The 22,375-nt window shown below is 45.9% G+C and carries 17 protein-coding genes; 16 read left to right on the top strand and 1 reads right to left on the bottom strand.

Annotated features, from left to right (window positions below):
* Window positions 1-52 precede the first annotated feature (52 nt).
* The 8 genes from dppA to D1970_RS09910 all read left to right on the top strand — a co-directional run bounded on the left by dppA (window position 53) and on the right by D1970_RS09910 (window position 8,463).
* Window positions 53-877, top strand: coding sequence for a D-aminopeptidase DppA (gene dppA / locus D1970_RS09945; protein WP_119112690.1), 825 nt, complete (start codon window positions 53-55; stop codon window positions 875-877).
* A gap of 74 nt (window positions 878-951) precedes the next feature.
* Entirely contained in the window at window positions 952-1,851 is a 900-nt protein-coding gene (locus tag D1970_RS09940; RefSeq protein WP_374978550.1) for an ABC transporter permease, read from the top strand.
* Window positions 1,851-2,804 (top strand): ABC transporter permease, encoded by a 954-nt coding sequence (locus tag D1970_RS09935; RefSeq protein ID WP_119112688.1) that lies wholly within the window; start codon window positions 1,851-1,853, stop codon window positions 2,802-2,804. Before D1970_RS09940 ends, D1970_RS09935 begins: the two co-directional genes overlap by 1 nt.
* Window positions 2,805-2,808: 4 nt before the next feature.
* Window positions 2,809-3,807: an ABC transporter ATP-binding protein gene (locus D1970_RS09930; RefSeq protein ID WP_119112687.1), complete on the top strand. Its 999-nt coding sequence runs from the start codon at window positions 2,809-2,811 to the stop codon at window positions 3,805-3,807.
* Window positions 3,808-3,864: 57 nt separating this feature from the next.
* Window positions 3,865-5,481, top strand: coding sequence for a peptide ABC transporter substrate-binding protein (locus D1970_RS09925; RefSeq protein ID WP_119112686.1), 1,617 nt, complete (start codon window positions 3,865-3,867; stop codon window positions 5,479-5,481).
* Between the two features lie 105 nt (window positions 5,482-5,586).
* Window positions 5,587-6,543 carry a S66 peptidase family protein gene (locus D1970_RS09920; RefSeq protein WP_119112685.1) on the top strand — a complete coding sequence of 319 codons (957 nt, stop codon included), beginning with the start codon at window positions 5,587-5,589 and terminating at the stop codon, window positions 6,541-6,543.
* On the top strand, window positions 6,527-7,453 hold the full coding sequence (locus tag D1970_RS09915) for a C40 family peptidase (RefSeq protein ID WP_119112684.1): 927 nt from the start codon (window positions 6,527-6,529) through the stop codon (window positions 7,451-7,453). Before D1970_RS09920 ends, D1970_RS09915 begins: the two co-directional genes overlap by 17 nt.
* Complete coding sequence (locus D1970_RS09910) at window positions 7,453-8,463, top strand: ABC transporter ATP-binding protein (protein ID WP_119112683.1); 1,011 nt, start codon at window positions 7,453-7,455, stop codon at window positions 8,461-8,463. The genes D1970_RS09915 and D1970_RS09910 overlap by 1 nt, the downstream gene beginning before the upstream one ends.
* 652 nt (window positions 8,464-9,115) lie before the next feature.
* Here the strand turns inward: D1970_RS09910 and speB are convergent.
* Window positions 9,116-10,075 carry an agmatinase gene (speB, locus tag D1970_RS09905; protein WP_119112682.1) on the bottom strand — a complete coding sequence of 320 codons (960 nt, stop codon included), beginning with the start codon at window positions 10,073-10,075 and terminating at the stop codon, window positions 9,116-9,118.
* 372 nt (window positions 10,076-10,447) lie between these two features.
* Here speB and D1970_RS09900 point away from each other — a divergent pair, with 372 nt between their 5' ends.
* From D1970_RS09900 to D1970_RS09860, 8 genes are all read left to right on the top strand, one after another.
* Entirely contained in the window at window positions 10,448-11,794 is a 1,347-nt protein-coding gene (locus D1970_RS09900) for an APC family permease (RefSeq protein ID WP_119112681.1), read from the top strand.
* Between the two features lie 204 nt (window positions 11,795-11,998).
* Window positions 11,999-13,291, top strand: coding sequence for a Glu/Leu/Phe/Val family dehydrogenase (locus D1970_RS09895; protein ID WP_119112680.1), 1,293 nt, complete (start codon window positions 11,999-12,001; stop codon window positions 13,289-13,291).
* Window positions 13,292-13,308: 17 nt separating this feature from the next.
* A complete protein-coding gene (locus D1970_RS09890; protein WP_119112679.1) occupies window positions 13,309-13,599 on the top strand; it encodes an SAV0927 family protein in 291 nt (96 codons plus the stop codon).
* Between the two features lie 607 nt (window positions 13,600-14,206).
* The gene (locus tag D1970_RS09880) at window positions 14,207-16,342 is read left to right on the top strand and encodes a sigma 54-interacting transcriptional regulator (protein WP_119112678.1); all 2,136 of its coding nucleotides are present in this window, start codon (window positions 14,207-14,209) and stop codon (window positions 16,340-16,342) included.
* A gap of 208 nt (window positions 16,343-16,550) precedes the next feature.
* On the top strand, window positions 16,551-18,023 hold the full coding sequence (locus D1970_RS09875) for an aldehyde dehydrogenase family protein (protein WP_119112767.1): 1,473 nt from the start codon (window positions 16,551-16,553) through the stop codon (window positions 18,021-18,023).
* 61 nt (window positions 18,024-18,084) lie between these two features.
* Window positions 18,085-19,458: a putrescine aminotransferase gene (locus tag D1970_RS09870; protein ID WP_119112677.1), complete on the top strand. Its 1,374-nt coding sequence runs from the start codon at window positions 18,085-18,087 to the stop codon at window positions 19,456-19,458.
* Between the two features lie 69 nt (window positions 19,459-19,527).
* Window positions 19,528-20,895, top strand: a complete 1,368-nt coding sequence (gene gabT / locus D1970_RS09865; RefSeq protein WP_119112766.1) for a 4-aminobutyrate--2-oxoglutarate transaminase — start codon at window positions 19,528-19,530, stop codon at window positions 20,893-20,895.
* A gap of 42 nt (window positions 20,896-20,937) precedes the next feature.
* Window positions 20,938-22,359: an NAD-dependent succinate-semialdehyde dehydrogenase gene (locus D1970_RS09860; RefSeq protein WP_119112765.1), complete on the top strand. Its 1,422-nt coding sequence runs from the start codon at window positions 20,938-20,940 to the stop codon at window positions 22,357-22,359.
* The last annotated feature ends 16 nt before the right edge of the window (window positions 22,360-22,375 follow it).

Genomic DNA, 22,375 nt, shown 5'->3' with positions numbered 1-22,375 from the left:
ATATTATTTATAATTTTAAGAAAATTATGTAATTTCGGAAGGGGCAAAATTTGTGAAGTTATACATATCGGCCGATATGGAAGGAATAACAGGCCTGGCCGACCATACGCACGTCGATTCAGCCAAGCAAAACTATGAGCGCGGACGCCTGATTATGACGAATGAAGTCAACAGTGTTGTGACATCAGGGTTTGAGCATGGCTGTACAGAAATTCTTGTAAATGACAGCCACTCACAAATGAATAACCTGCTTGTTGAACTGCTTCATCCTGAAACACAGCTGATTACAGGAGGAGTCAAGCCCTTCTCAATGGTTGAAGGGCTTGACGAAACGTTTGGTGGTGTCATTTTTGTCGGCTACCATGCAAGGGCATCCATGAAAGGCGTAATGTCCCATTCGATGATTTTTGGCGTCCGGAATATGTTTATCAATGATGTTGCCATTGGGGAACTTGGCTTTAATGCTTATGTTGCGGGCTATTACGGTGTACCAGTTCTCATGGTGGCAGGTGACGACCAGGCGGCGAAAGAAGCGGGAAGCCTGATTCCAGGTGTTCTGACCGTGCCTGTGAAAGAAACCATCACACGATCAGCTGTAAAATCATTGACCCCCGCAAAAGCGTCTGAACTGATTAGAGAAAAAACAGCCCTTGCTCTACAGAACATAGGAAAAGCGGAACCACTTTCCCCGCCAAATCAACCGGTCCTTAAAATTGAGTTTGCCAATTACGGACAGGCTGAATGGGCCGCATTGATGCCTGGAACGGAACTCGAGGAAGGAACTACAATTGTTCGCTTTCATGCCAAAGATATTTTGGAAGCCTACAAGGCGATGCTGGTAATGACAGAGCTGGCCACGAGGACAGGTTTCTGCTGAGCAATGCTAGACCCGTTAGGGAAGAGAGGGTGTGAGGAACATTGCTGCCATATATTTTGAAGCGAATAGGATGGATGCTTGCAACGCTCTGGGTCATCATCACGCTTACATTTTTCCTGATGCATTCCATTCCCGGTTCGCCTTTTAATGAAGAGAGGGCCACTAGTGAAGCTGTCCAAAAAAACCTGGAAGAATATTATCACCTTGACGAACCCTTATTTATTCAATATGTCATGTATCTCAAATCTGTTGTTACTTTTGATTTTGGGCCATCGATTAAAAAGTCTTCACAATCGGTCAACGAAATGCTGGGAAGAGGGTTCCCTGTTTCCTTTGAGCTTGGAATGGCAACGCTTGTCCTTGCGGTCGTTTCAGGCCTGCTCCTCGGCGTGGCTGCTGCCCTTCGGCACAATGGCTTGATTGATTACATTGCTATGACAGTCGCTGTCATAGGCATTTCGGTACCTAATTTTGTATTGGCCACATTTCTGATCCAGCAGATGTCAGTCAATCTAGGAATCCTGCCGGTTGCAACATGGGCAAGCCCGAGACACATGATTCTCCCTGTGGCAGCGCTGGCTACAGGGCCGATGGCGATCATTGCAAGGCTGACCCGTTCTAGCATGCTTGAGGTGCTGACACAGGACTACATTAGGACGGCAAAAGCAAAAGGGCTGTCTCCTTTTAAAATCGTCTTCAAGCATGCGCTGAAAAATGCGTTACTGCCAGTGGTGACAATAGTCGGATCCCTCGCTGCCGCTATACTGACCGGAACCTTTGTCATTGAGAAGATTTTTGCCATTCCAGGTATGGGAAAATACTTTGTTGAAAGCATCAACCAGCGGGATTATCCGGTTATAATGGGGACCACCGTTTTTTACAGCCTAGTCCTGATCATCATGCTTTTCCTCGTCGACATCGCCTATGGCTTGCTTGATCCTAGAATTAAGCTGCATCAGAAGGGGGAGAGATAATGGCTGTCCGAAAACTGCAGGAAACCAATCACTCTCCTGACATTCCGGAAAGCTGGTTTTCACCACTTGAGAAAAATGAAGGGGACGCCGAGGTTGTTTCAAGGCCGAGCCTTTCATACTGGCAGGATGCCTGGCACCGTCTAATGGGCAATAAGCTCGCAATGATAGGTCTTGTGTTCCTTGCAGTGCTTTCAATCATGGCTGTGATTGGCCCAATGCTCTCCCCTTATGACGTGACGAAACAAAACCTGCTGAATCAAAACATGCCTCCTTCTTCGGCTCACTGGTTTGGAACAGACGAATTGGGCCGAGATGTGTTTTCACGAACATGGTACGGTGCCAGAATCTCATTATTCGTCGGGATAGCGGCGGCACTAATCGACTTCTTCATTGGAGTGGTTTACGGAGGTGTTGCGGGATATAAAGGAGGAAGAACGGACCATGCTATGATGCGCGTAATTGAAGTCCTTTACGGGCTTCCCTACCTTCTTGTTGTTATCCTCATCAGTGTTGTCATGGGCCCCAGCCTTGCAACGATCATCCTGGCGCTGTCAGTAACCGGATGGATAGGAATGGCAAGAATTGTCCGGGGACAGGTGCTGCAGCTTAAAAATTATGAATTTGTTCTCGCATCAAAGACATTTGGAACAAAAACACGGCGCATCATCCGGAAAAATCTGCTTCCCAATACAATGGGACCAATTATTGTCCAAATGACACTGACGGTTCCTTCAGCTATCTTCGCAGAGGCTTTTCTGAGCTTCCTAGGCCTAGGAATCCAGCCTCCTTTTGCCAGCTGGGGTTCCATGGCGAGCGACGCTCTTCCTGTTATCCTGTCAGGTCACTGGTGGCGGTTGTTTTTTCCTGCATTCTTCATATCGCTTACAATGTTTTCATTCAATGTGCTTGGAGACGGACTACAGGATGCATTAGACCCTAAGCTTAGGAGGTAACAGGATGGGAAAAATACTTGAAGTGCAGAACCTCCATGTATCTTTCAAAACGTTCGGCGGAAATGTACAGGCAGTCAGAGGAGTAAGCGTAGACCTTTATAAAGGAGAGACACTTGCCATCGTAGGGGAGTCCGGCTGCGGAAAAAGTGTAACTTTTCAAAGTGTTATGAGACTCATACCAGAGCCTCCGGGGAGTATTGATAGTGGTTCGATTTTCTATAAAAACAAAGATTTGTCCAAGCTTTCTGACAAGCAAATGCGGAAAATCAGGGGAAAGGATATTTCAATGATCTTCCAGGACCCTATGACTGCATTGAATCCCACGCTTACCGTCGGCGACCAGATTACGGAAGGCCTCATCGAGCATAACAGCATGTCAAAGCGGGCAGCCTGTAAGCTTGCCGTCAACATGCTGGAGCTTGTGGGGATACCAGATCCGGATACGCGCTTGAACCAATATCCCCATCAGTTCAGCGGCGGAATGCGCCAGAGGATTGTCATCGCAATGGCATTGGTCTGTCAGCCTGAAATATTGATTGCAGATGAACCGACAACCGCACTGGACGTCACCATTCAGGCGCAGATTCTAGAGCTGTTCAAGGAAGTCCAGGAAAAGACGGGAGTCTCCATCATCCTCATTACCCACGACCTTGGTGTTGTCGCTCAGGCAGCAGACCGAATAGCAGTTATGTATGCTGGCAAAATTGTTGAAACAGGCGGCCGCAGGGATATATTTTATTCACCGCAGCACCCATATACGAAAGGGCTGCTGCATTCTGTCCCGCGCCTTGATTTAGATGATCAAGAACTTGTTCCCATCCATGGCACTCCGCCCGATTTATTTTCACCGCCTTTAGGCTGTCCATTTGCGGCGCGCTGCAACGAAGCAATGGAAGTCTGTACAAAAATCTATCCTTACCGGACACAGCTCAGCGATGGCCACCATGTGGAATGCTGGCTTCAGGACGAAAGGGCGAAGCAGCTTCAGTCAGGCAGAGTTTAACCGCCAGTCAACTCAGGTTCATTTTATCCCAATCCGCTTTTACGAGGAGGAACCACAATGAAAAAAGTGTTGACCCTGCTGATGGCAGCATTGCTGATTTTTACGCTTGCAGCCTGTACAGCGACCCAGGAGACAGGAAAGCAATCGAATAGCACCAAGAACAAGGAAAAGGTTTTGTATATGAACAATGGCATGGAGCCAACTTCCTTCGACCCTCCCATTGGCTTTGACTCGGTTTCATGGAATGCACTCAACAATTTGATGGAAGGTCTGACGCGACTTGATAAAAACCATGAGCCAAAGCCCGCTACTGCTGAAAGCTGGGAGGTATCGGATGACGGGAAGACCTATACTTTTAAAATCAGGGATGACGCCAAATGGTCGAATGGGGATGATGTAACGGCGAACGACTTTGAATTTGCCTGGAAGCGCATGCTTGATCCGAAAACGGGTTCTTCGGCTGCATTTCTCGGCTACTTCATTAAAGGCGGGGAAAGCTTCAATGGCGGAAAAGGAAGCGAGGACGATGTCAAAGTAAAAGCTGTGGATAATAAGACATTCGAAGTGAAGCTTGCAAGCCCGCAAGCTTACTTTTTAAGCGTAATCGCCAATCCGGCGTTTTTCCCAATCAATGTAAAAGTGGCAAAAGAAAATCCAAAATGGTTCGCAGAAGCCAAAACCTTCGTCGGAAATGGACCATTCAAGCTGACGAAGTGGAAGCACGACAGCGAATTTGAAATGAGCCGGAATGAAAAATACTGGGACAGGGAGATAGTCAAGCTGGATAAAGTCCACTGGGCCATAATTGATGATACGAATACGGAATATCAGATGTTCCAGGCGGGGGAGCTTGACTCTTCAGCCGTGCCTGCAGAGCTGGCAGATAAATTAATCAAAGAAGAAAAAGTGAAAGTAGAGGACCAGGCTGGCGTCTATTTTTACCGTTTCAATGTCAACGAGAAGCCTTTTGACAACAAAAATATCAGGAAAGCACTAGCGCTTGCTGTCAATCAGGAAAAAATGGCGGATTATGTGACCAAAAACGGCCAAAAACCTGCATATGGATTTGTTTCTAACGGTTTTAAAGATGCTGATGGAAAAGACTTCCGCAAGCAAAACGGGGACATGAACAAAACGGATATCAAAGAAGCAAAATCTCTTTTGAAAAAAGGAATGCAGGAAGAGGGATATGACAAGCTTCCGGAAATTACACTGACATACAGCACGGATGATGTCCATAAAAAGATCGCAGAGGCGCTTCAGCAGATGTTCAAAGAGAGCCTTGGAGTCGATGTCAAACTGGCCAATATGGAGTGGAATGTATTTGCAGAAGAACAAAAAGCATTGAAGCTCCAGCTTTCGAGAAGTACTTTCCTTGCCGACTATGCTGATCCGATCAACTTCTTGGAAAATTTCCAGACGGGGCATTCGATGAACAGGACAGGTTGGAGCAATGAAAAATATGACAGTCTCATCCAGGCAGCAAAGAACGAAGCAGATGAAAGCAAGCGGTTTGAAAAAATGTACGAGGCGGAAAAGATTTTGTTTGAAGAAGCACCAATCTTTACGCTGCATTTTTACAATCATGTGTATGTGGAAAATGCAAATGTCACCGGAGTGGTCAGGCACCCTGTAGGCTATCATGAGCTGAAATGGGCGGATAAGAAAGAATAGGAGTCTTTTAGAAAAGGAGTGTTCTGCAGAGGACACTCCTTTTTCCGAAAGATATCAAACACAATTGAATACATATAGTAGAAAGCATTCGAAGGAGGATCCATCATGCCGCAAAAACCTGTTGGACTCAAGATTGACGACACTGTTGGAGTAATTGCCCCCGCCAGTCCGCCGAACCAGGACAGCCTTGAGAGAGGGATACAATTTTTGGAGGAGAGTTTGGGCTTAAGGGTGAAGAAAGGCCGATATCTTTATGAAAAAAATGGCTATCTTGCGGGAAACGATTCTGAACGGCTTGAGGATTTCCACAACATGTTCCTCGACGATGAGGTAAAAGCGGTATTCTGCGGGGGCGGAGGTTATGGAACTGCCCGAATTGCTGAACGCATCAATTTTGAAATAGTGAAAAAACATCCAAAAATTTTCTGGGGATACAGCGACATTACTTTCCTGCACACTGCAATCAGGCAAAAATGCGGCCTCGTAACCTTTCACGGCCCGATGCTTGCATCAGATATCGGGAAGGAAGGCGCGAGCCCTGTCTCTAAACAATTTTTCAATCAGCTGTTTAGAGAGATGCCTCTTTCCTATAGTGAAGAAATTTCTCCGCTTAAGGTCCACTTTCCTGGAATTGTCTCTGGTGAGCTAACAGGCGGTAATTTGACGCTTATTACAAGTACGCTTGGCACTGATTTTGAAATAGAAACGGAAGGGAAATTGCTTCTGATTGAGGATATCAATGAGGAACCAAGGGCAATTGACAGGATGCTCAATCAATTATATATGGCGGGGAAACTCACAGCTGCATCAGGTATTGTGGTCGCTGATTTTAACAATTGCGTTCCTGAACGTGATGAGAGCCTGTCACTAGATGAAGTGCTCACCCATTATTTTGGGCAGGCTGGCCGGCCGGCAATGAGCGGTTTTAAAATTGGCCATTGTTCACCGCATATTTCTGTCCCTCTAGGTGCAAGAGCGGAACTGGATACAAGTAAAAAGGAGCTGAGAGTCGAAAGCGGCATCAATACTGAAGGAGGCGGGGCGGATGACGAGCAAAGTTAAACGGGTGGTAAATGTGCCTGTCGCGACAGTTTGGACTTCGTTTGACAGTGCAAGGGCGGCGGATTCAGAGGCAGTTTCAAACCCTATTATGATGGAGCGCTGGCTGGATTCAATGAATTACGAGCAGCGGCTGGCCTTATGTGAAGAAAATCTTGTGCAGACACAAGCACTTTTCGGCCGAGAAGTTGTCGTTCTTGACGAAAATGAAAGCTGGGTAAAAGTTGCGGTGCCGGACCAGCCGACCGGAAAAGATGAACGGGGTTATCCCGGGTGGATGCCAAAGGGACAGGTTGCCGAAGTTTCTGAGTGGAATGGGAAGGAGGGACCAATCGCTATTGTGAGCGGGAGAAAATCCATGCTCTATGCTACGAAGCCATTGATGACTTTATGTTTTCAAACCATTTTACCGGTTGCGGAAACTCAAGGTGAATGGATTAGTGTGAAAACACCCTTAGGGAACGGATTCCTGCTGGCAGAAGATGTAGATGTGTATTCGGGAAGGGAGGAAGTTCCTTTAGGTAGCGGTTCGGACATTGTCAGGGCTGGGGAGCAGTTCCTGGGACTGCCTTACTTATGGGGAGGCATGAGCAGCTATGGGTATGACTGTTCTGGATTTAGCCATACAATGTGCCTTGCCAACGGAAGGGTAATTCCGAGGGATGCCAGTGAACAGGCGAGAAGCGGGATGGACGTTCCGCTTGATGAGCTGGAACCTGGCGATTTGCTGTTTTTTGCTTATGAAGAAGGTAAAGGCGCGGTCCATCATGTTGGAATATACCATGGCAGCGGGAAAATGATTCATTCTCCAAACACAGGAAAAACAGTCGAAATCATTGGGCTTGAGGGAACAATGTACGAGCGTGAGCTTTGTGTGGCGCGGCGGTACTGGGCAGAACCGGAGGAATCATGATGGGAAAACAAGTTTTACTAGAAGTGGAGAATCTAAAAAAGCATTTTTTCCTCGAGAAAGGTGAAGTGTTAAAAGCGGTCGATGGGATTTCAATTCAGATTTTCAAGGGGGAAACGTTCGGCCTTGTGGGAGAATCAGGCTGCGGGAAGTCAACTGCAGGGAGGACCATTATCGGCCTTTATGACCGTACGGATGGTTCGGTTTCCTATGACGGAGATGATGTGCATGGGATGAATGAAAAGGAAACCTTTGCTTTTTATCGGAAAATGCAAATGATTTTCCAGGATCCTTATGCTTCATTGAACCCGCGTTCGACCGTCAAAGAGATTATTCTTGAACCGATGGAAGTCCATAACCTTCACTCAGGCAAGCGGGCTCGGCTTGAAAGAGTCTACCAGCTCCTTGAGGATGTCGGCCTGAACAGGGAGCATGCGAACAGGTATCCGCATGAATTCAGCGGCGGCCAGCGACAACGGATCGGCATTGCCCGTGCACTGGCACTCGACCCTGAATTTATTATTGCGGACGAGCCAATTTCCGCACTTGACGTTTCCGTCCAGGCCCAGGTTGTCAATCTTTTGAAACGCCTGCAAAAAGAAAAGATGCTGACCTATCTGTTTATCGCTCACGATCTAAGTATGGTCAAGCAAATCAGCGACAGAATCGCTGTCATGTATCTAGGGCACATCGTCGAGCTATCCAACAGCTGGGAGCTGTATAAAAAACCTCTTCACCCATATACACAGGCATTACTGTCGGCCATTCCAATCCCAGACCCAGATGTCGAAGACCGGAGAGAGCGCATTATCCTTAAGGGTGAATTGCCAAGTCCGATCACCCCGCCCTCAGGATGTGTCTTCAGGACGCGCTGCCCATTTGAAATGGACATTTGCGCAACGGAAAAGCCCGTGTGGCAGGAAGTTGAGGAAAAACACTATGCCGCCTGCCATCTCTACAATTCGGAGCAGCCGGGGGACAAGGCAAAACCGCAGCTTGCAGGGTGGCGGTAGACAAAATTATAACAGAAGTACACTTTATGAGATTGCTGTTTCGGCAAGTTGCGCTGGACCAGTTTTTTTGAGTGGAGCAAGGGATTATTTCTCGGGAAAGCGCAGGAAACGACAAGTTTATGTAAAATTCTGAATATTAATCGACTCCTTCTTAAGGAATTAGTTTTGAGATTAAGATTAAGCAAAAGAAATCGACAGTGCCTAGCTTTTAGCATGGAGAAGGTGATTTCTTGTTTTTGAAAAACCCAGCTAGCTTTTTGAGGAAATGAGGTCATTTTTCTTTAGTATTAAGGAGGAAAATACACATTAATCCTCTTAATCAACAAATCGTCTTACAGTTGAGACCTGTGACCGATTCCACGAATACATTTTAAGATGAAATTTGCTTTGTAATGCGTGCTATCTACGGTAAAGGCCGTTCTATCAACAATTGCAGTAAAGCATTTTCAAATACATGTAGATGGATTCGTATTTCCTGTAAATAATCAAAACAGTCCTGTCTATATCTGAATAAAGCACACTTGAGTTTTGTTAGTTATGTTTCTCGAATGCCAAAGGGGCCCGCGGGCCCCTTTTTCTCTAAAACTTTAACACTTCACCTCACTGGGGGTCAGGCACGCTTTAACACTTTATCTCTTCACCTCACTGGGGGTCAGGCACGCTTTAGTGCTTTAGTTTGTGACTGCTGCAGCCTTAGTGCGGCTAGGCTTGCGAATTCGTGCGTGATTGTCGCTGCGAGCAGGGAGGTGATTTGGGTTGGATCATAGGGCGGAAGCACTTCAACAAGGTCGAAACCTATGAAATTAAAATCCGTCAGCGACCGGATCATCCGCAATGTCTCATAACTATTCGGACCACCGATCTCCGGGGTTCCTGTTCCCGGCGCGCAGGACGGATCGACAAAGTCGATATCAAAGCTGAGGAAACAGGGAGTATCTCCAATTGCGGCTCTCATCTCTGCCAGAACCTGATCGAAACCACGCTCCATCAATTCAGGGGTAGTAATGACACGAAATCCAAGGTCCGTGCTTCCCTCCAGGTCCCCAGGATGGTTAAGTGTGCCTCGAATTCCAATCTGGAATACTTTATCCGGCTGAACTAGATTCTCCTCGAATGCGCGGATAAATGGTGAGCCATGCCAGTACTTTTCTCCATAATAAGAATCCCAGGTATCTGTATGCGAATCAAAATGGATCAATGCAACTGGACCATGCATTTTGGCGGCAGCGCGTAAATTCGCGAGCGTTACAGAATGGTCGCCGCCAAGCCCGATCGGCGTAATGCCACTTTGCATCAGGGCGTTAATGGCCTCTTCTATCAGCTCGTAGCTTCGATGGATATTATGAGGAATTACGCTCACATCCCCTACATCAATTGCCTTGCAATCCTCAAACGGAAATACCTTATGACTTGGATGGTACGGAAACAGAGTCATAGAAGCCTGGCGGATCGCCTGCGGAGCAAAACGTGCACCGACACGGAAAGACGCTGCAGTATCAAACGGCAGGCCAATAATGGCAAGGCGTGCGTCCTCCCTGGAAGAAGGCAGCCTCATGAAGGTACCTGTCGTGCAAAACTCCGGTTTTACATCTGGTGATAATGGATATTGCATGATCTATTTCCTCCTGTTCCGCTAAAAATATTCACATATAAAAATTTGCAATAATTGTGCCAAAGTGTGATCCCTTTTATTATCACTGGCTCCTCACTTTTTTTATTAAAAATTATGAAAACTCGAATATCTTATTCACCAGTGAATAGGTCTGGCGTTATTTTCGACAATTCTTTTCAAAGGTGAAACCTGACAACCCGGTTTGTAAAGCCAAACGTAAAAAATAACGAGAATTATGTAATCTGGCATGGAAATTGCAATTTAGTTAGACTGAATTTTCTAAAAACAAAGAGGGGGATGGGGTTTTTATTTTGCAGCAAACAGGGGTCAGTAATTTGTAAGCGTTTTACACGAAACAAGGAGGAATGATAGATGGAAAATGAAGTCCGGCTGAAAAGGTCGCTAAAGCTTTGGCAGGTTGTCATCATGGGACTTGCATATATGACGCCAATGGTGGTTTTTGATACATTTGGGATTGTATCCGGCGAAACGAAAGGCCATGTTCCAATGGCCTATATCATTGCCTTGGTAGGGATGTTGTTTACGGCGGCCAGCTACGGAAAGCTTGTCAAAGTCTTTCCAGAAGCAGGCTCCGCCTATACTTACACTCAAAAGGCAATAAACGGTCATCTCGGCTTTCTGGTAGGATGGTCTTCTTTGCTAGATTACTTATTTTTGCCAATGGTCAATGCCCTTTTGACAAAATTATACCTGAATGCTCTTTTTCCTACAGTACCGGACTGGATTTGGGTTATTGTGTTTGTTGGAATCGTAACCTTATTAAATTTACGGAGTGTCAATGTTCTGGCTAATTTCAATTTGCTGTTCGTACTGATCCAGTTGGCCATCATGGCAGTCTTTATTTTCCTCGTTATCAGGGGACTCCAGGGTGGAGAGGGAACAGCCAGCGGATTCTCGCTACAGCCATTCTTTGAGCAGGGAATGAATGTTTCCGTATTGATTACCGGTGCGACGATCCTATGTTTTTCCTTTCTCGGCTTTGACGCGGTCACAACCTTATCGGAAGAAACGCCGAATCCGGAAAAAACGATCCCTAAAGCCATTATGTATACAGCACTTTGGGGAGGCGTCATTTTCATCACAACATCCTTCTTCATTCAGTCGTACTTCCCGGATAATTCCCGCTTCAACAATCCGGATGCAGCTTTGCCTGAAATTGCATTGTATGTAGGCGGAAAGCTGTTTCAGTCCATATTCCTGATGACTACTTTCATTAATACATTGGCATCTGCACTTGCATCGCACGCAAGCGTTTCCAGGCTTCTCTATGTTATGGGAAGGGATAAGGTTTTCCCGGAAAAGTGGTTTGGTTTTATCCACCCAAAGTGGAAGACACCTGCTTTCAACGTAGTTTTCGTCGGGGTCATTTCGCTTTCGGCCTGGTTCTTTGATCTCGTTACTGCCACATCACTCATTAATTTTGGTGCTTTGATGGCCTTCACATTTGTCAATCTATCCGTCATCAGTTACTTTGTTATCAAGAAAAAGCAGCATCGGACACCGAAAGGGTTCTTTAATTATCTTGTCATGCCGCTGCTCGGTGCTGCATCTGTCGGGATCCTGTGGATTAACCTTGAATGGAGTTCACTCATCATGGGTATTTCCTGGTTTTCAGCAGGCTTTATTTATCTTCTGTACCTCACCAAGGCATTTAAGACTGCACCTCCTCAGTATCAAAGTGAAGAGGTACAGATCTGATTTAGAGACGAAACGTATCCATAAAAAAATGGATGCGTTTTTCTTTTTCCTTGAAAAATTAAGTCCATGCACAATGGCATAATCCATTCACCCATTCATAAAAATAGACAAGAACATGATAAAACCACCGGTAATATCACGCTTTTTCAGGTTGGCATGAAAATTGCCATATAGTTAGTAAATCAAAAAAATAGAGGTGTTAACATGTCAACCGAATCATTAGGAGCTACTTCCAAGAAAGAGCCAATCATTGCCTATGATGAACCGTTAAAAGAATTCCAAGACATTTTGGAGGAAGCGCTTTCTGTATTAAATTATCCCCCGCATGTGTACGAACTGCTGAAGAGGCCAATGAGATTCCTTGAAGTAAGCATTCCTGTTAAAATGGACAACGGGGAAACAAAAATATTCCAGGGATTCAGGGCACAGCACAATGACGCTCCCGGGCCGACAAAAGGCGGTATTCGATTCCATCCTGATGTTACTTCGGATGAAGTGAAAGCATTGGCTGGCTGGATGAGTTTAAAGTGCGGTATCACAGGTTTGCCATATGGAGGGGCGAAAGGCGGAATTATTTGTGATCCTCGTCATATGAGCATGGATGAACTCGAAAAGCTCAGCCGTGGATATGTAAGGGCTGTCAGTCAGCTTGTCGGCCCTACGAAAGATATCCCTGCACCGGATATGTATACAAACTCGCAGGTGATGGCCTGGATGCTTGATGAATATGATCACATCAGAGAGTTTGACTCACCAGGATTTATTACCGGAAAGCCGGTGGCGCTCGGCGGTTCTGCTGGAAGGGAAACAGCCACTTCAAAGGGTGTGCTTTATACTTTGCAGACTGTTAGCGAGAAGGAAAATATTCCTGTAGAAGGTATGCGTATCATCATTCAGGGATTTGGAAATGTCGGCAGTTATCTTGCCCAGTACCTGTATGAACTGGGCGCGAAGGTTGTGGGAATTTCCGATGTCCTGGGCGGATTGTACGATGAAAACGGCTTGGATATCCCATATCTACTCGAAAACAGGGATTCGTTCGGAATTGTTACAAACCGTTTCCAAAACTCTATTTCCAACCAGGAACTTCTTGAGAAAGAGTGTGACGTCCTCATACCAGCCGCGATTAGCTCTGTCATTCATAAAGATAATGCAACGAGACTCAATTGCCGGATTGTGATCGAGGCTGCCAATGGACCAACAACGAAAGAGGCACTGCGAATTTTAGAAGACCGGAACATCTCAGTCGTACCGGATATTCTGGCTAATTCCGGCGGTGTGATCGTTTCCTACTTCGAGTGGTGCCAGAACAACCAGGGCTATTATTGGACGGCAAATATGGTTGATGAACGGCTGAAGGAAAAAATGGCCGAAAGCTTTGAAAAGGTCGCAAGCACAGCAAAAAGATTCAACGTCAACATGAAGCTCGCTGCCTATATAGAAGGCGTGCAAAAGCTTGCTGAAACATGTCGCCTCAGGGGATGGATCAAATTTTAAATAAGGGAGGAACACGAATGCATCTTGACATCATTTCCGAGAAAAAAGAACAGCAGCTGTGCCACTATTTCTGCATCTTATCTGGAAGCCACCGATATGATTTAATCATCGCTTACTCCGAACATTTCTACGGTAAAGCCATGGTGACCTCGATTCAAACAGGAAAAATGGTTCTCCTATGTTCAGAGGACATTTATTCCGAGCAATTCTGGGCGCCGCAGCTTGGGATCGAGCAAGAGGACATTGGAGAATTCCAGGAATTCTTCTCCATGACCCTTCAGGGATCAGTCTACGTGGAGCAGTACTGACCGGTTCAAAAAGGAAAGGAAAAAGGAGGCGGGAAACCGTCTCTTTTTTTGTATATTAAACTTATGATATGCAAAAAATGAAAAATTTTTCTATATTAAGGGGGAAGTCTTTACTATTCTTTATATAGTTTTCTTAGTTCTAGCGATAATAGGTGCATTTTGGTTTCTAAATCTTGTAACCTTTTTAAAGAACCTAAAAAGCAATAAAAGTACCCATAATCAGACAGTATTAGGGGTTACTTTGACCTTTATTTTCATACCTGTATTTATGTATGAACTTGTCGGCTTACATTAAAAATACTTCAAAAACAAGCCCGCCCACATAATAAATTAAACCTAAACTAATAAAAAACCTCCAATTCCCATCCTGCCGAAAGCTGGGAAAATGCTTCCGAATAAGTGGAAATAAACATCCAACCATGGGAAAATCAATCAAAATAACATGGGAATACCCTTATTAACTCCTCCATCCCCGCACAATTTTATAACAACTATATATATTAGTTCGTTATTCCCAATTTTCACTCCCTATTTTTTAAATAGTTAAAATATTCATCTTTTAATGTTAATATGGAAGAAAACATTTTTTCAGGGGGGGATGGAGAGTATGCTTTCAATGGCGAAAGAGAAGATAAAGCCGGTGGTTACTGTTTCACTTAACCAGCTCGATGAGGAGCAGACAATCTCTGTCGGTGATATAAAGGAACCCTATATTTTTCTTGAGAAAAACGGAGAGTTGTCGGGTTATGTCCAACTGGGTAATATTCACCATCGCTGTGATGGTGAAAAAGCTGTCCCACAAAAATTGCTGGAGGAATATGCTCGTCCGGTGACAGCAGTCTGCGAGCCCGACCAGCAAATTTCGCTTCCGTTATTATTCCAGATTATCGGTGAACCGCTCGTACTGATGGTATCTGCACAAAATAAGCCCGAGGGATACATACTGAGAGAAGATGTGCTTGCCGAACTTTTCAAACAGGAAAACCAAAGTGTCGATCTGCTAAAGATTATTCTGACTTCTATCCCGATGGGGATTTTTGTTGTGGGCCGGGACCGGAGAATCATTAACTGCAATGATGCCGGACTGAAAATGATTAAGTCCAGCTCTCCGCAGGTACTTCACGAACATGCGGGCAATATTTTCAGTACACAGCATATTGAAGGGGTCTTCAAGAACGGGAAAACTGTATTGAATCATCTTGAATTTCCAGGCGATTCGAGCGTCCTCGTTGACTACAGCCCGATTATGAACTTCGAACAGGAGCCTGAAGGAATCCTGATTATCGTCCAGGATCTTCCTATGGTCGAGCAGATGGCAATGGAAACTGAACATATCAAAAGTTTAAATACAGACTTAAACGCCATTCTTTCAAGTATTTATGACGAAATTCTTGTCGTCAATCATAAAGGCGAGCTCATCCGCTACAGCGAGAATATCATTCCGGATTTCTGGCATGTTGACCTGAAAGAGCTTCTCGGCAAAAATGTCATCGACCTCGAGGAGCAAGGTTTATTTACTCCATCTGTCACCAAAGCCGTTCTCGAAAAGCAGAAAAAAGTTTCGGTCGTCCAGGAAACAAAAACCGGACGGAAAATCCTGGCCGTCGGTAATCCGGTATTCAATGAAAAAAATGAGCTAGACAGGATTATTATTGCTTCCCGCGACATTACGGAAACAAGCCGGCTAAAAACGGAGCTAAATGAAATACGCAGAATCACGGAACAGTACAAAAAGGAGCTTGATGACTTCAAAAGCAAAGACCGCTTCCTGAAAAAACTGATTTATACGAGCCCGAAGATGGAAAAAATCATCAGCCAAGCACGCAAAATCGCCGATTTTTCCTCTACGGTCCTTCTGTACGGGGAATCAGGGGTCGGCAAAGAAGTTATCGCCCAAGCAATCCACCAGCTGGGCAAGCGTTCAGAGGAACCTTTCCTAAAGCTCAATTGCGGTGCGATTCCTGAGAACCTGCTTGAAAGTGAATTATTCGGCTACGCCAAGGGTGCTTTTACAGGGGCAGACAAAAACGGTAAAGATGGATATTTCACACAAGCCGATGGCGGGATTCTTTTCCTCGACGAAATCGGTGAAATGTCGATGCACCTCCAAGTCAAGCTCCTCCGTGTCCTGCAAGAACAGGAAGTAGTGCCGATTGGCAGCACAATCCCAATTAAGGTAAATGTACAAATCATTGCCGCCACAAACAAGCGGCTAGAGAAAATGGTCGAGGAAGGCACTTTCAGGGAAGACCTGTACTATCGGCTGAATGTCATTCCAATCCAGATTCCTCCTCTGCGGGAAAGGGTCGAGGACATATCTGTTCTGGCCTTCCATTTTCTCCAGCAGCTCAACGAAAAATACGACAAAAACTATCATTTAACGCCTGATGCAATCAATGTTCTGGAGTTTTATTCATGGCCAGGAAATGTCCGTGAACTGCAGAACATCATTGAAAGGCTTGTCGTTTCCGCGGATGACCAGGCGATTACGGCTGAACTGGTAAGCCAGTTTGTGACAGGAGGATATGACTCCAAAAAGAACAAACCAGTCATTACAAGAGTGGTACCTTTGCAGGAAGCCATTGAACAAGTGGAAGAGCAGCTGATTGTGCTCGCGATGAAGCAGTACAAGACGACAACAAGAGCAGCTAAGGCTCTTGGCATCAGCCAGTCATCCGTCAGCAGGAAATATCAAAAGATCGTAAGTGAAAAAGAAAGAAAAGTTGAAGCCAGCAAACTCTGAAGTATATCTAGCACCCCCTGATCCCAAACGGATTGGGGCTTTTTTATTCGCAGGATAATAGATTATGCACAATTGCATAGTGTTTTGACCTAAAATTCTGTCAAATCCGCTTTTTTACCGCATTTTCCATGTTGGCACGTTCCTTGCATAATATATTAGTGTGGAAAACAAAGGAGGCATGGTTTGGATGGTAGAACTGGTCAACAAAGTGGCAGAACTGAAAATGTTCATTGATGGTGAATGGAAAGAAGCTGAAAAGCGGGAAAGAAGGCCTGTTGTCAATCCTGCAACTGGAGAAATCATTACATATGCGCCTGAAGGTACCATTGAAGACGCGAATGCAGCAATCCTTGCAGCCCGCAAAGCTTTCGAAGATGGCGTATGGTCAGGTCTTTCTGCACAGGAGCGTGCTGAATACCTGTTTAAAATAGCGGACAAGATTGAAGAAAATGCTGAAGAATTGACAGAGCTTGAAACAATGGACAACGGAAAGCCGTTGAGGGAAGCAGGATATGATGTTGGGGATGCGGCTGCGTGTTTTCGATACTATGCAGGGCTGATTACAAAACCTGATGGATATACCTACCATGTTGCCGACCCCATGCAGGCAATGGTCGTCCGCGAACCTGTTGGTGTGTGCGGCCTGATTGTACCATGGAATTACCCTCTGCTTATGAGCGTCTGGAAAATTGCCCCGGCTCTTGCGGCAGGCAATTCGATTGTATTCAAACCATCAGAAGTCACACCTGTTACACCGACAAAGCTTTTTGAAATTTTCGAAGAAGTGGGCTTGCCAAAAGGCGCAGCTAATATGGTCATGGGCGCAGGTCCTGTCGTTGGAAATGAAATCGCTTCACATCCGGAAGTAGATATGGTGTCATTCACTGGCGGAACGAAAACAGGAAAACATATCATGAAAACCGCTGCAGATACGATGAAGAAAGTATCGCTTGAGCTCGGTGGAAAGTCCCCGAACATCATTTTTGCGGATGCTGATTTTGAAACCGCTGTCGATTATGCCCTCTTCGGAATCTTCGCCGGTTCAGGCCAGGTCTGCTCCGCAGGATCAAGGATTTTGGTTGAAGAAAGCATTTACGATCGATTTGTTGCAAGATTTGTCGAGCGGGCAGAAACCATTCAGGTTGGCGCTGGAGACAAGGAAGATACTGAGATGGGACCGCTCGTTAGCGAAGAACATATGAACAAGGTGCTGAGCTATATCCAGCTGGCAAAAGAAGAAGGTGCCCGGATTGCTTGTGGGGGTAACCGCATCACCGCTAATGGCCTTGAAAATGGATATTTTGTCCAGCCAACAGTCGTCGTTGATGTGAAGCAGGATATGAGAGTCGTCCAGGAAGAAATTTTCGGCCCTGTTGTCACAATTCAAAAATTCAGCAATGAAGAAGAAGCGGTAAAGCTTGCAAACGGAACCGTATACGGCCTTGCAGGAGCAGTCTTTTCCCAGGACGGTGCGAAGGCATTGCGCGTCATCAAGAAAGTCCGCTCAGGAATCACTTGGATCAATGCCTACCACCCAACCTATAACGAAGCGCCATGGGGCGGGTATAAACAGAGCGGTATCGGCCGAAGCCTCGGAGTGTTCGGTCTGGAGGAATTCCAGGAAATCAAACAAATCAACATCAATCTGCAAGTTGAACCTGTAGGCTGGTTTTCCAAATAGCAGTTTTGGCCAAAGCAAAGAAGAATTGAATAAACAAAAAACAAACACAGGAGCGTGTCAAATGGGAATCGATTTAAAGCGTGAAACAGAAGCAACTGAAATAAATCAAATTACAGAATATATCAACAAGGTTTTGAATGTAATAGAAAAGGAGGAAATCACAGAAGAGGATGCCAACTGGATCACAAAGGAAACAGTTGATGGATTCAGGGAACACGTAAACCCTGGTTTCCTTTCTTACAGGAAAACTGTTACAAAAGACGGGCAATTCGCTGCTGTTGAATGGTCCGACGGCGGATCCTGCTTCAAGGATGTCAGCGGGAAAGAGTATATTGACTGCCTCGGCGGATTCGGGATCTACAATGTCGGCCATCGCCATCCAAAGGTTGTCAAAGCTGTGACCGACCAGCTTAAGCGCCAGGCGCTCCATAGCCAAGATTTACTAGACCCGCTTAGGGCGATGCTTGCAAAAATCCTCGCTGACATCACGCCGGGAGACTTGAAATATGCCTTCTTTACAAACAGCGGAACAGAGAGCGTCGAAGCTGCTTTGAAGCTTGCCAAGATGTACAGTGAAAGAACTACTTTCATTTCAACAACAAAAGCTTTCCACGGAAAGAGCCTTGGGTCTTTATCCGGTACAGCAAAAGGCATGTTCAGGAAGCCTTTCATGCCGCTTATTCCCGGCTTCCGTCATGTGCCATTCGGCGATATTGACATGATGAGAAAAACGTTTGAAACTTGTGCAATGGTCGGCGAGGATGTCGCAGCAGTACTGCTCGAGCCAATCCAGGGTGAAGGCGGGATTATCATTCCTCCTGAAGGCTACCACAAGCAAGTAAGGGAGCTTTGTGACGAGTTCGGCGCACTTCTAATTTTTGATGAGGTACAGACTGGGATGGGGCGGACAGGTAAAATGTTCGCAGCAGATCTGTTCGAGGTTGTTCCGGATATCATTTGTCTTGCCAAAGCGTTTGGTGGCGGCGTTATGCCGGCAGGTGCGATTGTTGCAAGGGAAGATGTTTTCAAAAGCTGGTTCGAAAATCCATTCATGCATACGACAACATTTGGCGGCAATCCGCTTGCTTGCGCGGCAGCTATTGCGACAATCAGCGTCCTGCTTGAAGAAAAGCTTCCTGAAAGATCAGCGGAAGTCGGTGAGTACTTCTTGTCCGAACTTAGAAAAGCAGCGGAAGGGCATGAAGACAAGGTACTTGAAATCCGCGGCCAAGGTCTCATGATCGGAATCGAATTCCATAAAGACGAAATTGGCTATGAAGTTTCCAAAGGCATGTTCGATAACGGAATTCTCGTTGCCGGAACACTGATTAACTCGAAAACAATACGGATCGAACCTGCATTGACCATTCGTTATGATGAAGTCGACAAGGTTGTGAATTCCTTTAAAGAAGTTCTAGGCAAAGTGAAAGCATAAGTGTTATCCACCCCAATCCTTCCGGGATTGGGGCTCTCTTAAAATATTTAAAAGGCGGTGTATTTGAAGTTGGAAAGAAAATTTGTGAAAATAGTAACATCGGTTCCTGGTCCATTGTCATTAGAGTGGGCTGAAAGGAGAGATCAAGCTGTTCCGCGCGGAATCAGCAACAACTGCAGATCATTTGTGAAAAAAGCTAGCGGGGCCATTGTCGAGGATATTGACGGGAATGTACATATCGATTTTGCCGGTGCTATCGGTACTTTGAATGTCGGCCATGCCCATCCAAGAGTTGTCAGGGCGCTACAGGAACAAGCTGGACAGTTCATCCATACTTGCTTCAACGTTATGATGTATGAATCTTATATCGAACTATCGGAACGACTGGCAGCACTTGCGCCATTTTCCGGAGAAAAACAAGTCGCATTTTTCAACAGCGGTGCTGAAGCTGTTGAAAATGCTGTGAAAATCGCGAGGAAACATACTGGGAGACAAGGAGTCATATCATTTACAAGAGGCTTCCACGGCAGAACATTGATGACTATGACAATGACGAGCAAGGTAAAGCCTTACAAGTTTGGCTTTGGTCCATTTGCTCCGGAAGTGTATAAGGCTCCATATCCTTACACCTACAGAAGGCCTGCGGGGATGGGCGAAGAGCAGTATTCCGCCTTCATGATCGAGCAGTTTGAACAGTTCCTTATTTCCGAGGTTGCACCTGAAACGATTGCCGCCGTCGTCATGGAACCGATCCAGGGCGAGGGAGGATTCATTGTTCCAGACAAGGCGTTTGTCCAAAGAGTCAGGGAAATTTGCACTCAGTATGGAATCGTCTTTGTTGCGGATGAAATCCAGACTGGGTTTGCCCGTACTGGAAAATACTTTGCTATCGAGCATTTCGGAGTAGAGCCTGATCTTGTCACTATTTCAAAGTCAATGGGGGCAGGCGTTCCAATCAGCGGAGTCATTGGAAAAAAAGAACTGATGGACGTGGCCAACCCAGGAGAGCTTGGCGGAACGTACTCGGGCAGTCCGCTTGGCTGTAAGGCTGCACTTGCTGTACTTGACATCATTGAAGAGGAAAAATTGAATGAAAGAGCGACTCACATAGGCGAGAAGCTCACAGCTTCACTGAAGGAACTTGCCTCAAAATATCCGCAAATCGGGGATATACGCGGCATCGGGGCAATGTGCGCAATGGAAATTGTCAAAGACAAGGAAACGAAAAATCCCGATAAAGAAGCTGTCGGCCGAATTGTGAAGGAAGCAGCGGACAGAGGACTCCTTCTTCTGAGTGCAGGCCTTTTCGGCAATGTCCTCCGTTTCTTAATGCCTTTGACTATAACGGACGAACAGCTCGAGGAAGGGCTTCAAATTTTGGAAGAATCTGCAGAAACGGTATTTGCAGGACAGCACGCCGTGCCGCTGGGGAGCTAAAGGAGGATGGATATGATTAAAGAAAAATACGAAATTTATCCAATGTTGATTAACGGGGAATGGGTCGGTCATGACAGCGAATTCCTAACCGAGGTTGTGAACCCTGCCACAGATAAAGTGATCGGTGCCGTTCCTACGGGCGGGACATACGAAGCTGTCCAGGCGGTTGATGCTGCCCAGGAAGCTTTCACCAAATGGTCGAAGAAAACAGCCGACGAACGCTACAAACTTTTATTGAAATGGCATTACCTTATTGAAGAAAATCGTGAAGAAATTGCAAGGATTATGACAACCGAGCAAGGAAAGCCGTTGAAAGAGGCTCTTGGGGAAGTCGACTATGCCAATGGATTCATTTCCTGGTATGCAGAAGAAGGCAAAAGAATTTATGGGGAAACGATTCCTGCTTCGCATCCGAATAAACGGATTCTTGTGAGAAAAGAGCCTGTCGGGGTAATTGCGGCGATCACACCGTGGAATTTCCCGGCCGCTATGATCACAAGAAAGGTTGCACCTGCGCTTGCTGCTGGCTGCACAGCCGTTGTCAAACCAGCAAACCAGACTCCACTTACAGCACTTAAAATGGCTGAATTGGCCATCGAAGCCGGAATTCCTGCTGGTGTCATCAACATCGTAACAGGCAAATCTTCAGAAATTGGAGACGCGTGGCTCCATGATGCACGCGTGACTAAACTTACTTTCACAGGATCAACCGAAGTTGGGAAGCATTTGATGAAGGGAGCTGCGCAAACAGTCAAGAAGATCTCGCTTGAACTGGGCGGAAATGCGCCGTTCATAGTCATGGCTGACGCAAATCTTGAGAAAGCCGCTGCGGGACTTGTACAGTCAAAATTCCGCAACGCCGGCCAGACATGTATCTGTACAAACCGCGTATATGTCCAGCGATCGGTTTCTGAACAGTTCACTAACCTGTTCAAAGCAGAGCTTGAAAAGCTGAAAGTCGGGGATGGCCTTGAACCTGGAGTGGACATTGGGCCGCTGATTGACCAGGCAGCCATTGCAAAAGTCAATACACTTGTGGAAGACGCACTGCAAAAAGGCGGGGAAGTGGCCTACACTGGACAAAAACCTGATGCTGAAGAAGGAAAGTTTCTTGCCCCAAGAATCCTGACAGGCATTACAGACGAAATGCAATGCATGAAGGACGAAATATTCGGGCCAGTGGCACCTATTGCAACGTTTGAGACAGAGGAAGAAGTTCTGAAGAGAGCGAACGACTCTAATTACGGCTTAGCAGCCTATGTATTCACCGAAGATCTCAGCAGAGCCTTTAGAATGAGCGAAGGTCTGGAATACGGTATCGTCGGACTTAATGATCCGCTGCCATCTGCTGTCCAGGTTCCTTTCGGAGGATATAAGGAAAGCGGGCTAGGACGTGAAGGCGGCCATTACGGCATCGAGGAATTCCTCGAAGTGAAATATATTTCTATTGGATTGCAATCATAAGAGATAAAGAAACCCG

Origin of the sequence: Mesobacillus zeae (assembly GCF_003570705.1) — a bacterium.
GTDB lineage: Bacteria > Bacillota > Bacilli > Bacillales > Cytobacillaceae > Mesobacillus_C > Mesobacillus_C zeae.
Note: the sequence above shows the minus strand (reverse complement) of the source record. Positions and strands in the feature narration are given on the sequence as shown.